The following is a 13,218-nucleotide window of genomic DNA, read 5'->3' on the forward strand; positions in this document are numbered from 1 at the left end:
ATAAACGAAAAAAAGGCATGGTGTTTAAATGCCATCAATATTGAAACACCCCATCAGGGTCGATAATGACGCCAGCTGGAGGAGCGCGACCTTGTTGAACGTGCCGGCGCCGGCATGGCCAATGCACCGCGATGGGTAAAAAAGTGCGTCAGCGCAATGGCCAGGGCGTCAGCAGCATCTTCCTGGGGAAGGCCTGAAAGCTTGAGCGTCGACTGTACCATATGCTGCACCTGCGTCTTGTCAGCTGCCCCGCTACCCGTCACCACCTGTTTGATGCGTCGAGCGGCGTATTCATGGACCTCAAGCCCATGATTGGCCGCACAGACAATGGCCGTACCGCGCGCCTGGCCCAGCTTCAGGGCGGAGTCGACGTTTTTGGACAAAAACACCTGCTCAATGGCCACCTCACCGGGGACATACTGCGCGATGACCTCCGCCACGCCGGCATATACCTGCGCCAGCTTCTGGGCAAGCGTTGTGGCTTCAATTCTGATACAGCCACTGGCGACATAGCGCGGCGCCGCCCCCGAAACATCGATAACGCCAAATCCGGTACGACGCGATCCAGGGTCAATACCCAGAAGAATCATGAGACTCTCCGCAACAGGTCGGCGACGCTCATGACGCCTCCTCGAGTGCCTCAAGCACATGGGGCTCGAAATCGGCATTGGCATACACGTTTTGAACATCGTCCAGGTCTTCAAGCCGGTCAAACAGCGCCACGATCTGACGCGCAGTCTCGACATTATCGATGCCTGAATAGCTGTCCGGGAACATCCCTACTTCACTGTGCATCACCTCAAGATTCGCCTGATCAAGGGCATCCCTGACCATGCCAAATTCATTGGGGCTGGTGACGACTTCCAGAGTGCCATCGTCTTGAGACTGCACATCTTCGGCCCCCGCCTCCAGAGTCGCCTCGATCACTTTTTCTTCCGGGGTACCGGCAGGCAGCACAATACGGCCCTGCTTATGAAAGAGAAAAGCGACCGAACCACTCGTCCCCAGGTTACCGCCGTACTTGTTGAAGGCGGAGCGTACTTCCGAGACGGTCCGGTTGCGATTGTCACTCATGCACTCGACCAGAATCGCCACGCCACCCGGCCCGTAGCCTTCGTAGACCAGCTCTTCCATGGCATCGCTATCGCCATTGCCGGCACCACGTGTGATGGCACGCTCGATGGTGTCGCGCGTCATGTTGTTGGAAAGCGCCTTGTCGACGGCCGCCCGAAGCCGCGGATTGTCTTCGACAACACTGCCGCCCTGGCGCGCCGCCACGGTCAGCTCACGAATCAGGCGCGTAAAGACCTTGCCCTTTTTGGCATCCTGAGCCGCCTTGCGATGTCTGATGTTGGCCCATTTACTGTGTCCGGCCATGAAATGACTCCTTCACCACCCGCCACCGCTGATGCAATGGCGTCATACAAAAATACGGGTGTGCAAGGCACACCCGTATTAACCCTAACACTCCCGGGAACCAGCAACAGAAACGTTTCGTTTCCGATTGCCCGTTGATCAGGAGGTTGTGTTATCAGACGCTTTCGGGCGCAGGCGAATGTGCAGGTCCTTGAGCTGCTCACTGCTGACCGTGCCGGGCGCCTCGGTCATCAAACAGGCCGCACTCTGTGTTTTGGGGAAAGCGATCACATCACGAATGGTGCGTCCACCGGTCATGAGCATCACCAGTCGGTCAAGACCGAAGGCAAGACCGCCATGGGGCGGCGCACCATGTGCCAGACCGTCCAGCAGAAAGCCGAATTTCTCGCGCGCTTCCTCATCGCTGATTCCCAGAGCTTCAAATACCTGACGCTGCATGCCCTGATCGTGAATACGAATCGAACCGCCACCCAGCTCGGTGCCGTTGAGCACCATGTCATAGGCGCGAGAAAGCGCATTTTCGGGATCACGCTTGAGCGTTTCCGGATCACAGGACGGGGCCGTGAACGGATGGTGCAGCGCCGCAAGGCGGCCACTGTCATCACGCTCGAACATCGGGAAATCAACGACCCACAGCGGTGCCCAAGCTTTCGTGTAGAGATCAAGATCCCCACCCAGCCTGACACGCAGGGCACCCAGCGCTTCGTTGACGACCTTGGCACGATCGGCGCCGAAGAAGAGGATATCGCCGTCTTCTGCACCGGCACGATCCAACAGCGTTTCGATCACGCCTTCCATGAACTTGACGATGGGTGACTGGAGACCTTCGATGCCTTTCGAGCGATCGTTGACCTTGATCCAGGCCAGTCCACGAGCGCCATAGATACTGACAAATTTGGTGTACTCGTCGATCTCCTTGCGGGAGAGTTTCGCACCACCGGGCACCCTGAGAACAGCAACACGGCCATCTTCAGCATTGGCCGGGCCCGAAAAGACCTTGAAGTCGACATCCTTCATCAGATCGTCAACGTCGACAAATTCCAGCGGAATGCGCAGGTCAGGCTTGTCGGAGCCATAAAGGCGCATGGCGTCATGCCAGGTCATGCGCGGGAACTGCGGCAGGGATACATCAAGCACTTCGGTGAAAAGACGACGAATCATCTCTTCGGTAATGCCCATGACATCGTCTTCCTCGACAAAGGAAGCTTCGATATCGATCTGGGTGAACTCCGGCTGTCGGTCGGCGCGAAGATCTTCATCACGAAAGCACTTGGCGATCTGATAATAGCGGTCAAATCCGGCCACCATCAGAAGCTGCTTGAACAGCTGCGGCGACTGCGGCAGCGCAAAGAACTCACCGGCATGTGTACGGCTGGGCACCAGATAGTCACGTGCGCCTTCAGGTGTGGCCCGGGTAAGAATAGGCGTTTCGATATCCAGAAAGCCGTTGTCTTCAAGGTAGGCTCGAACGCTGTGCGTAATGCGCGAGCGCAGGCGCAGGCGATCGATCATTTCCGGACGACGCAGATCGATATAACGATACTTGAGGCGAACGTCTTCACCCACCTTGCCATGCTCATCGAGCTGGAAAGGCGGCGTTACGGCCGTATTAAGCACTTCGACACTGGTCGCAAGGACTTCGATCAAACCCGTCGGCATATTGGCGTTCTGGGTACCTTCCGGACGCATGCGAATACGACCGGTAATACGCAGTACATACTCGCTGCGGGCTCGATCTGCATTGGCAAAGGCATCCGGCGTATCCGGATCGACCACAACCTGTGCAACGCCATCACGATCACGCATGTCGAGGAAAATCACCCCACCATGATCGCGGCGGCGGTGGACCCAACCGCAGAGTGTGACTTCCTGATCGACAAGGCTTTCGTTTAGCTGGCCGCAATAATGACTGCGCATCTTTAATCCTGTGTTGTAACGCTTGATGTAATACCTGAGCTGTCTTGATGCCGAATGCATTCTGGTGCATTCGGCATGGGGCAATCCCGAAGACAACGTCAGCTGTCGGACGTACCGCCCTTGTCGGATTTTCTGTCACCGGCAAGGTTGCGACGACCGGAGCTTTTAAAGTCGGTCTCGTACCATCCACCCCCCGAGAGCCTGAAACCCGCCGCTGAAATCAGGCGCTGAAGTGCACCTTCGTGACAGGACGGACATTCCACCAGAGGAGCAGCATCAATCTTTTGAATCTTTTCAAGACGCGTACCGCAGGCGCGGCACTCATATTCGTAAATCGGCATGGTCTTTCATACCCGATATTTGATGTTACTGCAGGCGCGCTCAAGCGACCTGCCCCTGCCGGGAAACAATAGCCATCGGATGGCAGACATTATTCCCGATGTTTTATTGACGCATCATTGATGTGACACGACGATACAACGTTATACAAGGCAAGCATTATAGCGCGGCTGATATCATGATGGGCAAGGAGTGGGCACCCATGAAAGCAGTAATTCTCGACAGCGACACACTGGGAAGCAACATTGATCTTTCTCCCCTTTCCAGCCTGACCGAGCAGTTTGACTGCTGGGGTACCACATCTTCTGAAGATGTCGTGACACACCTTGAAGGTGCCACCATTGCCATTACCAACAAGGTCGTCATTGATGAGGCCACGATGGCCTCATTACCCGAGCTCAGGATGATTGCCGTAACGGCTACGGGCACCAACAACATTGACATGCAAGGCGCCCGCAAGCGGGGCATTACCGTAGCCAACGTTACTGGTTACGGCACACAAAGCGTGGCTCAGCATACGCTCATGATCATGCTGGCGCTGGCCACACAACTGCCCCGTTACCAGCACGATGTGGCAGCCCACCGCTGGGAACAGGCACCGTCCTTTTGCCTGCAGGATCATCCCACCATGCAGCTGGCCGGCAAGCATCTGGTGCTGGTGGGCAGCGGCGAACTCGGTCAGGCCGTGGCGCAACTGGCCCGGGCCTTTGGCATGAGGGTCAGCTTTAGCGCACGCCCCAACGCCGAGCAGGATGACCGGCCATCGCTGGAAACGCTGCTGCCAGAGGCGGACGTGGTATCACTGCACTGCCCGCTCACATCAGAGACGCATCACCTTATCAGTCAGGCGCGTTTGCAGCTGATGAAACCGCATGCCCTGCTGATCAATTGCGGGCGCGGTGGCCTGATTGATGAAGAGGCTGCCCTTGAGGCCTTGAGAAACCGGCAACTGGGTGGTTTGGGCGTCGATGTGCTGCCGGTGGAGCCGCCTCGGGAGGGACATGCCTTGATAGAGGCACTGACACAGGACCCGCTCAACCTGATCGTTACCCCCCACAATGCGTGGATTGCCCCGGAAGCCCGACAAAATATAGTGTCGCTGACAGCAGAGAATATTCGTCGCTTCCTTACTGAACTGTAGGTATGCCGGCAAATTTACTTTCGGATAAACTTAAGATAACGGTATAAAAATTACAGGGTGATTACTCGATCACCCTGAAAATAAATTTTTGAGCACTGCAATCATTGTCATAATCCTTTGGTCCAAGAGTGTGTGCTGTTACAGGCACCCATCCACGAACCCTTTTTCAGGTATATGACAGCAGTATGGAAGCACTCAATCAGCATCTTTTTCTTGCCCTTAACGCTCAGCCAGAAAGCCAGCCACTGGTCATCTGGTTTGCCATTATCATGGCCAAATATGCCATTTTTTGTATTCCCCTGATCATGATCAAGGGCTGGCTTGGCAAGAGCGAAGCGCATCACAAGATGATCCTGACCGCGCTTCTGGCCACCGCTGGAGCCCTGTTGATCAATCATCTGATTGGCTCGCTGATCTGGTATCACCCTCGTCCCTTTGTGATGCCATTGGGGCATACGCTGATTTCACATGCGCCCACGCCCTCCTTCCCCAGCAATCACATGACCATCGTTTCAACGGTGGCCTTCAGCTTTATCCTTCGCCCGGCGCTGCGCAAAATGGGCATTGCACTGGCGGCACTGGCATTGCCCATTGCCTGGTCACGTATCTATCTGGGCGTACATTTCCCGCTGGACATGCTGGGCGCGGTCATTGTTGCCGGACTGGCATCCCTTATGATGCTCTGGCTGCAGCCGCTGTATCTTGAAAGGTTTTACGGCCTGACGCGCGGGTTGTATCGCCTTGTTTTTGCGCCGTTGATTGCTCGCGGCCTGCTGCATCGATAGCACGATCGTGTCTTTCAAAAGCCCGCTTCCAGGCGGGCTTTTTTCATGTCATCAATCTTCTTCCCGGGGATCGGCTACGCACAAACACGGAACTTATGTCAGACTTGCATTACAGTATTTTCAGCAACTTAAAGAAACGCTGCTGCCTTGAGCACGGTGGTTTCCTTATCTGATACAAACGTGGAGGTCCTGCATGACACACACCATTATCTTTGATACTGATCCAGGCGTTGACGATGCGCAGGCCATTGCCCTGATCATGGCGCATCCGGACATCGAAGTGCTGGGTATGACCACCACCTTCGGCAATGTCAGAGTCGAAACGGCTACCCGCAACGCTCTGCTGCTCACCGAACTGGCCGGCCAGAATATTCCGGTGGCTCAGGGTGCGGATTACCCGTTGGTCAAAACGCCTTATCCGGTACCGGCCCATATTCATGGCGCCGACGGTCTGGGCAATCAGACGCTGGATACTCCTTCGGGACAGGCCGAAAAAATCAGTGCCGCGCAGTTCATCGTGGACAAGACGCGTGAGCAACCGGGTGAAATCACGCTGATGGCGGTAGGCCCGCTGGGCAATCTGGCCATGGCCATCGCTCTTGATCCGGACGTCGTCAATCGCGTCAAGCAGGTGGTGATCATGGGGGGCTCAGCAGCGCGCGGTGGCAACGTCACGCCGCTGGCAGAAGCCAACATCTTTTCCGACCCTCACGCCGCCAAGCGCGTGCTGACCGCTGACTGGCCGCTGGTCATGGTCGGCCTTGATGTCACCCTGGATACGGTCATCACGCCCGATCGCATGGCGCGGATCGCAGAGGGCCAGGGTGCTCTGGGCAAGGTGCTGTCTCACAGCTATGACTTCTATGCAGACTTTTATCGCAGTGCCATTGGCCTTGATGGCTGCTGTCCACATGACAGCTGCGCCGTGGCATGGCTGGTCCATCCGGAATTTTTCGAAACCGTGACCGGACATCTGGATGTGGTGACAGAAGGTCCAGCAGAAGGCCAGACCATTTTTGCACCGGCAGAGCGCCAGTACGTCAGCGACCGATGGTCCCGGACACCGGCCGTTCAGGTATGCATGAAGGTAGACGGTGAAGCCGTCTCGAATTGGATCGAGCAGACCCTGACCTCATCATCCGGCGCATAACCGTCATGCCATGACAGGGAGTCAACGGTGAGCACAACAAACAACAAGGACATGCCCGAGTTGCCGGCAAGCGACCGGGCATGGGCGCTTTTTCTGGACCTTGATGGCACGCTGGTCGACCTGGTGGATCATCCTGACAGTATTGTCGTCGATGATGCTCTCAGAGCACGCCTTGAAACCCTCACCGCCCTGCTGGATGGGGCGGTGGCGGTGATCAGTGGTCGAGCCATTGATGATCTGGAAAAACACCTGCATTTGCCCACGCTTGCCATGTCGGGCCAGCATGGCGCTGAATGGCGTAATAGCCAGGGTGACCGCCAGATTGCCGGCGACCATCAAAAAGCACTTGAAGCCGTGCGTCAGCAGGTCAAGGAACAGGTAGAACGTGATGATGCGCTCTATCTGGAAGATAAAGGCGCCAGCATTGCCCTGCATTATCGCCATCGGCCCGAGGCAGGCGATATGCTCAAGCACAACCTGAGCTCAATGATCGGTGAATATTCCGATCTTCTCGAACTTCATCAGGGCAAGTTCGTATTCGAGATCAAGGGGCAGGGCTACGACAAGGGCGTGGCCCTTGAACGCTTTCTGGCCATACCGCCCTTTGCAGACCGATGCCCGGTATTTATCGGTGATGATCGAACCGATGAAGACGGCTTTCGCGTCGTCAATGCGCATCAGGGGGTCGCCATCAAGGTCGGTACGGGCGACAGCCTTGCCAACGAGCGATTAACGGATCCCGGGGCCGTACATGCCTGGCTTGATCAATGGATCATGCAACTTCAACGCCCATGAATGCATCACAGATTTCACGGAGGAAACCTTGAAGCAACTGATCGTAGTGTCCAATCGTGTCCCCTCGCCCGACAAGGACAGCGGTAGTCAGGGCGGGCTGGCGGTAGGTGTCATGAACGCCCTGAGCCGTACTCAGGGATTATGGATGGGCTGGAACGGCCAGCTGATAGACGATGCAGAGCAGCACACACCTCAAAGCTATGAAAACGAGGGTGTGCAGTTCGCCACCTTCCCGCTCACCGAGCAGGAGCACGAGCTTTTCTACGTTGGTTACTCCAACGAAGTGCTCTGGCCCCTTTTCCACTATCGCTCGGATATGGTCGAGTATTCGCGCGAAAAGGATGCCGGTTACCAGCACGTCAATGAGCGGTTTGCTCGTCAGGTAGCCGGCCAGATACCGGAAAACGGCGATGTCTCCATTTGGGTGCACGATTACCAGCTGCTCTCCACGGGCCATTATCTGCGCCAGATGGGTATTGAATGCCCGATCGGCTTCTTTCTTCATATCCCGGTGCCGCCCTGGGAGGTATTTCGCATTCTCCCGCATCATGAGCGCATGATTGAGCATCTGTGCGCCCATGACACCATTGGCTTCCAGACTGCCACCGACCTCAGGCATTTCCTGGACAACGTTGAGCGCAGTGGCGTGGCCTCCGTCGAAGGCAATACCGTGATTTATGATCATCGGCGCATCAATACCGGGGTCTTCCCCATCTCCATCGATGTGGATACCGCGCGTGAGATGGCCGAGAAAGGTGAACAGTCTTCGCGCAGCAAACGCCTGAAGGATTCCCTGCAGGGGGGTCCTCTGATTATTGGCGTGGATCGCCTTGATTACAGCAAGGGCCTTTACAAGCGTTTTCAGGCCTTTGAGCAATTGCTGGAAAACACCCATACCCGCTATGGCAATGTGACCTATCTGCAGATTGCTCCGCTTTCCAGAACCGGCGTGGAGCGTTATGCCAGCCTGCGACGCGAGCTTGAGCGCATTGCCGGACACGTCAACGGCCGCTTCTCGACCTATGACTGGATGCCCCTGCGCTATCTCAATACGGGCTATGACCGTGAAACCCTGATGGGCTTCATGCGCCAGAGCCGTGTTGGGCTGGTCACACCGCTGCGTGATGGCATGAACCTTGTGGCCAAGGAGTATGTCGCGGCTCAGGACCCGGAAGACCCGGGGGTGCTACTGCTGTCAAATCTGGCCGGCGCTGCTGAAGAGCTGGACGGTGCCATGCTGTGCAATCCCTTCGATGTCGAAGAGATGGCCGATATGCTCGATGCAGCGCTTTCCATGTCGCTGGAAGAGCGCAAGGAACGCTGGCAGCGTCTTCACAAGGTCATCAGCACCAACGATATCCACCGCTGGGGCGAAAGCTTCATTACTGCGCTGGATCAGTCTGCGGCTGCCCGACATGCTGACAAGCAATAGTCACCGCATGCCGTAGCGGTCATTAAACGCAGCACTACCAAAACGCCATGTCGAAGTGACATGGCGTTTTTTAATATAAGGAAGGCGTATTGCGCATCAACCGGTGCGAAAATCAGACCATGCTTGCGGTTTGATCTCCTCGCTTGTCACCCGATCCACCCGAGCAGAATCAGGCCCCGTCTCCAGCCACTCTATTAAAGCCGTCACGGCGTCATGGCTGCCAGACATACCGACTTCAACGCTGCCATCATCGCAGTTACTGGCATAACCGACCACACCAAGTTCACGGGCACGATGCGCCGTCGCCTGACGAAATCCTACCCCCTGAACATGACCGGTCACTCGAGCCTGCAGGTAGCGCATGACGCTCTCCCTCGATAAATAATGATGCTCCAGAGCCTGGCACAGTCGCACCCTGCCACTGCAAGCTACATCTTGAGAAAGTCGCGTGGGAGCTTTTGCAGCTGATGCCATAGTCGCTCGACATCGGGCTTGTGCACCAGAGAGCAGCGATAAAGCCGAATATCCAATGGAATATTCCATTTTTCATCGCCGGCACGCACCAGCTTTTTGGACGCCAGCTCCTCGTGGATACAGAAATCCGGAATCCACGCCATGCCCACGCCCTGCAGGGCCATGCCCTTGAGCCCCTCGGCCATGGCCGTTTCGTAGATGGTTCGAAGCCGCAGTCGCAGCGGATCATTTTTCAAAAGCATGTGAACGCTACGCCCCAGAAAGGCGCCCTGGGTATAGGCCAGATGCGGAATGCTGTCACTGCTTTCGAGATTGAACAGGGGCTTGCCCTGAGCATCCGGCACACATACCGGCAGCATGCAGACCTGCCCGATGGAGAAAGAGGGAAATATTTCGCTATCGAGCTGCATGGTGGCATAGGGGTCATGATAGGCCAGCATCAGGTCGCAGTTGCCATCCCGCAGAACATGAATGGCGTCTCCGACATTCATGGCCATCAATCGTGTCGGCAGCTCCCCCACCCCCTTTTGCAGCCGGGAAATCCAGCGCGGAAAGAAGGCCAGCGCCAGAGAATGCGCTGCTGCGATATCCAGTGCTTCATTGGCAATGTTGAGCCCGCGCAGATGGCTGATGCTTTCATTGAGCTGCTCGACCAGACTGCGAGCAGTCACCAGAAAAAGCTGGCCTTCGGGGGTAAGACTGACGGGCGTGGTAGAGCGGTCTACCAGCATGACGCCGGTCGCCTGCTCAAGCGCCCGAATGCGACGGCTAAAGGCAGGCTGAGTGACGTGTCGGCGGCGAGCGGCGGCGGAGAAGCTGCGCGTGGCATTGAGAGCCACAAAGTCTTCCAGCCATTTGGTTTCCAGATTCAACGCGTATTACCTGCTTTTTTGTCAGCCTGACCCCGTAGGGGACGAGGCGGCGATTCTAACCGGCCAGAGCTGGTAAGTGATAGGCTGGCGGCCCCAGACATGGCACATTTCACAACCGCAAAAAAGAGACAGCCTCATGTCCCAACGTATGCATTTCCTCACCGCCATTCCCCTATGGCAAAAGATCATGGCAGGTCTATTACTGGGCATTATTGCCGGCTGGCTGCTGGGTGATCACGCTCAGTGGCTTTCCCCCATTGGTACGCTATTTATCAATGCCATCAAGATGTTGATCGTGCCGCTGGTATTTACCTCCCTCATCAGTGGCATTGTCTCCATGGGCGACCCGGCCAAGATGGGCCGAATCGGTGGCAAGGCCGTCGCGCTCTATCTGATCACCACGGCCTTTGCCATTGCGCTGGGCATGCTGGCGGCCTCGATCCTGCAGCCGGGCATTGGGGTTGAAATGCAGATGAACAACAGCGTATCGCCCGGTGCCGCGCCAACATTAACCGAGATTCTGGTAGGCCTGGTACCGACCAACCCGATCAGTGCCATGGTGGATGGCAATATCCTGCAGATCATCGTCTTTGCCATTGCGCTTGGCATTTCGCTGGTGTTGATCGGTGAACGCGGCCAGCCCGCCATTCGGGTTATCGACTCCGTGGCCGAGGCCCTCTACAAGCTGACGTCCCTGATCATGGCCTGCGCTCCGGTCGGCGTTTTTGCGCTGATTGCCGTCGTTGCGGGTCAATATGGTCTGGCGGTGCTGATACCTCTGCTCAAGGTGATCGGCGTGGTGTATCTCGCCTGCATTCTTCACGTGCTGGTGGTTTACAGCGGCATGCTTGCCCTGTTGGCACGGCTTAACCCGAAGCGCTATCTGGGCGGTAGCCTTGATGCCATTGTGGTGGCATTTTCGTCGGCATCCAGTGCAGGCACCCTGCCCGTTTCCATTCGGTGCGCGCGTGAAAAGCTGGGGATTTCACAAGGCGTGTCGGGGTTTGTACTGCCGGTAGGTGCCACAATCAATATGGATGGTACAGCGCTTTACATGGGCGTGGTTGCCCTGTTTGTGGCGCAGCTGACCGGTACGGATCTGACCACGACCGACTATGTCATGATCGTTTTGACCGGCACCCTGGCCTCGATCGGTACGGCAGGCGTTCCAGGCGCCGGGCTGATCATGCTGTCAATTGTGTTTGCTCAGACCAACCTGCCGCTGGAAGCGCTGGGTCTGATTGCCGGCATTGATCGTATTCTGGACATGGCAAGAACCGCCGTGAACGTCTCGGGCGATCTAATGGTGACCACGCTGGTGGGCAAGAGCGAGCGCGAAATCGATCTGGACATCTACAACGACAAGGCCGCTGGACAGACCTTCTGAGTCTTGTCGGCAGCATTTCACTACGTATCACTCAGCCTCACCGATCACTGGATCGGTGAGGCCAGATACGCTGCCCGGGCTGCCAGCTTGTGCCACAACGGCCGCTTGTTAATCTCTTCGAGCGTCACCTGTCGGCAGTTGGCAAAGTCTTCTTCAAGCATTTGCGCCACCTGTGCCGCAAATTCACGATCTGCCACATAGGCGGTCACTTCAAAGTTCAGTCGAAATGAACGGTTGTCCAGGTTAACCGTTCCCACCGCACTGGCGTGACCATCAATTAAAAACGTTTTCTGATGCAAAAACCCAGGTTGATAACGGTATATTTTTACACCCGCACGAATCATGTCACCCAGAAACGAGAACGCCGATAGAAATACCAGCAGGTGATCAGGACGCTCCGGAATCATCACCCGTACATCGACCCCTCTCAGGGCCGCCAGCTTGAGAGAATCCTGCACGCCCTGATCTGGCACAAAGTAGGGACTGGTCACCCAGAAGCGTTCGTTGGCCTGATTGATAGCGTGCTGGATCAAAAGACTGGCGGTCTCCAGCGGATCGGAGGGCCCCGACGGCACAATCACCACATGCTGTCGCGCCGCGCCCGGCGCACGGCGCGGGTGCCAGGCCAGCGACAGGATATCGCCGGTGGCCCAGTGCCAGTCCTCCCAGAAGGACTCCTGCAGGCCCAGCACGGCAGGCCCGACCAGCTTTAGATGGGTATCTCGCCAGTGACCGTGCTTTTTGCTTTCGCCCCGATATTCCACGCCGACATTCAGGCCACCCACCCAACCCTGACGACCATCTGTCACCATGATCTTGCGATGATTGCGAAAGTTGACCTGAAAGCGATGCCGCCAGCCCTTCGAGGAACCAAAGGGATGCACAGCAATGCCCGCCGCGCGCAGCTCGTCAAAGTAGCGATCCGGCATGCCATGTGAGCCGATCTCGTCATACAGGAAAAACACCTGCACGCCACGTTCGGCGCATTCGATCAATCGCCTCTTGAGTGCCTGACCCAGCGCATCGTTGCGCACGATGAAAAACTGGATAAGCACGTAGTCTTCCGCCTGCTCGATGCCCTGAAACAGACTGTCGAAGGTGTCATGGCCATTGATAAGCAGCTGACAGTGGTTGTCACGGGTCATCGGCAGCATGGCCAGTCTTTCTACCGCGCGAAGCCGGGCATCTTCCGGGCGCGCAAAGGCAGGTTCTACCAGCGTTCGAAATTGATCCAGCACGCGACGCAGGGACGTATCCCGCTGTTCACGCGCTGACACATAGCCATAAAAGCGCGGCCGCCCCAGAAACCAGTAGGCCGGAATGGCCAGATAGGGAAAGGTGATCAGACAAATGATCCAGGCAATGGCCCCCTGAGACGTGCGACTCGACATCAACGCCATGAGCCCCGAAAGCGCTCCCAGAAGATGCAGACAAATAATGAGCAGACCGCCCAGCAAGGCTGTCATGTCGGGGTACCACCCTTGTCATTGAAGCAGTAAGTGGGCGGAGCATAACCCACTATGATACATGGGTCATTTCCGCCGGAGTG

At 56.6% G+C, this 13,218-nt stretch carries 13 protein-coding genes; 6 read left to right on the forward strand and 7 right to left on the reverse strand.

Annotated features, from left to right (window positions below; translation table 11 throughout):
- Positions 1-53: 53 nt before the first annotated feature.
- From ruvC to KSP9073_RS13995, 4 genes are all read right to left on the reverse strand, one after another.
- Entirely contained in the window at positions 54-590 is a 537-nt protein-coding gene (ruvC, locus tag KSP9073_RS13980) for a crossover junction endodeoxyribonuclease RuvC (RefSeq protein ID WP_108843590.1), read from the reverse strand.
- 28 nt (positions 591-618) lie between these two features.
- Positions 619-1,377, reverse strand: coding sequence for a YebC/PmpR family DNA-binding transcriptional regulator (locus KSP9073_RS13985; protein ID WP_108843591.1), 759 nt, complete (start codon positions 1,375-1,377; stop codon positions 619-621).
- A 138-nt stretch (positions 1,378-1,515) separates the two neighbouring features.
- Positions 1,516-3,294, reverse strand: coding sequence for an aspartate--tRNA ligase (gene aspS, locus KSP9073_RS13990; RefSeq protein WP_108843592.1), 1,779 nt, complete (start codon positions 3,292-3,294; stop codon positions 1,516-1,518).
- Between the two features lie 98 nt (positions 3,295-3,392).
- On the reverse strand, positions 3,393-3,635 hold the full coding sequence (locus KSP9073_RS13995) for an FmdB family zinc ribbon protein (protein WP_108843593.1): 243 nt from the start codon (positions 3,633-3,635) through the stop codon (positions 3,393-3,395).
- Between the two features lie 200 nt (positions 3,636-3,835).
- Here KSP9073_RS13995 and KSP9073_RS14000 point away from each other — a divergent pair, with 200 nt between their 5' ends.
- The 5 genes from KSP9073_RS14000 (at position 3,836) to KSP9073_RS14020 (ending at position 8,936) form a co-directional block, all read left to right on the forward strand.
- The gene (locus KSP9073_RS14000) at positions 3,836-4,774 is read left to right on the forward strand and encodes a D-2-hydroxyacid dehydrogenase (RefSeq protein ID WP_108843594.1); all 939 of its coding nucleotides are present in this window, start codon (positions 3,836-3,838) and stop codon (positions 4,772-4,774) included.
- A 185-nt stretch (positions 4,775-4,959) separates the two neighbouring features.
- Positions 4,960-5,559 (forward strand): phosphatase PAP2 family protein, encoded by a 600-nt coding sequence (locus KSP9073_RS14005; protein WP_108843595.1) that lies wholly within the window; start codon positions 4,960-4,962, stop codon positions 5,557-5,559.
- A 193-nt stretch (positions 5,560-5,752) separates the two neighbouring features.
- Positions 5,753-6,709 (forward strand): nucleoside hydrolase, encoded by a 957-nt coding sequence (locus tag KSP9073_RS14010; RefSeq protein WP_108843596.1) that lies wholly within the window; start codon positions 5,753-5,755, stop codon positions 6,707-6,709.
- 27 nt (positions 6,710-6,736) lie between these two features.
- A complete protein-coding gene (otsB, locus tag KSP9073_RS14015; protein WP_133241033.1) occupies positions 6,737-7,504 on the forward strand; it encodes a trehalose-phosphatase in 768 nt (255 codons plus the stop codon).
- Between the two features lie 28 nt (positions 7,505-7,532).
- Positions 7,533-8,936, forward strand: coding sequence for an alpha,alpha-trehalose-phosphate synthase (UDP-forming) (locus KSP9073_RS14020; RefSeq protein WP_108843598.1), 1,404 nt, complete (start codon positions 7,533-7,535; stop codon positions 8,934-8,936).
- Between the two features lie 96 nt (positions 8,937-9,032).
- On the opposite strand, the gene yccX is transcribed toward KSP9073_RS14020, so the two are convergent.
- Together yccX and KSP9073_RS14030 are read right to left on the reverse strand one after the other, a co-directional pair.
- Positions 9,033-9,299, reverse strand: a complete 267-nt coding sequence (gene yccX, locus KSP9073_RS14025) for an acylphosphatase (protein WP_108843599.1) — start codon at positions 9,297-9,299, stop codon at positions 9,033-9,035.
- Between the two features lie 65 nt (positions 9,300-9,364).
- Positions 9,365-10,282 carry a LysR substrate-binding domain-containing protein gene (locus KSP9073_RS14030; protein ID WP_108843600.1) on the reverse strand — a complete coding sequence of 306 codons (918 nt, stop codon included), beginning with the start codon at positions 10,280-10,282 and terminating at the stop codon, positions 9,365-9,367.
- 136 nt (positions 10,283-10,418) lie between these two features.
- On the opposite strand from KSP9073_RS14030, the gene KSP9073_RS14035 reads away from it, so the two are divergent.
- Complete coding sequence (locus KSP9073_RS14035) at positions 10,419-11,669, forward strand: dicarboxylate/amino acid:cation symporter (protein ID WP_207771480.1); 1,251 nt, start codon at positions 10,419-10,421, stop codon at positions 11,667-11,669.
- A 44-nt stretch (positions 11,670-11,713) separates the two neighbouring features.
- On the opposite strand, the gene cls is transcribed toward KSP9073_RS14035, so the two are convergent.
- Positions 11,714-13,135, reverse strand: a complete 1,422-nt coding sequence (gene cls, locus KSP9073_RS14040) for a cardiolipin synthase (protein ID WP_108843602.1) — start codon at positions 13,133-13,135, stop codon at positions 11,714-11,716.
- Between the last annotated feature and the right edge of the window lie 83 nt (positions 13,136-13,218).

Origin of the sequence: Kushneria phyllosphaerae (genome assembly GCF_900312995.1) — a bacterium.
GTDB classification, from domain to species: domain Bacteria; phylum Pseudomonadota; class Gammaproteobacteria; order Pseudomonadales; family Halomonadaceae; genus Kushneria; species Kushneria phyllosphaerae.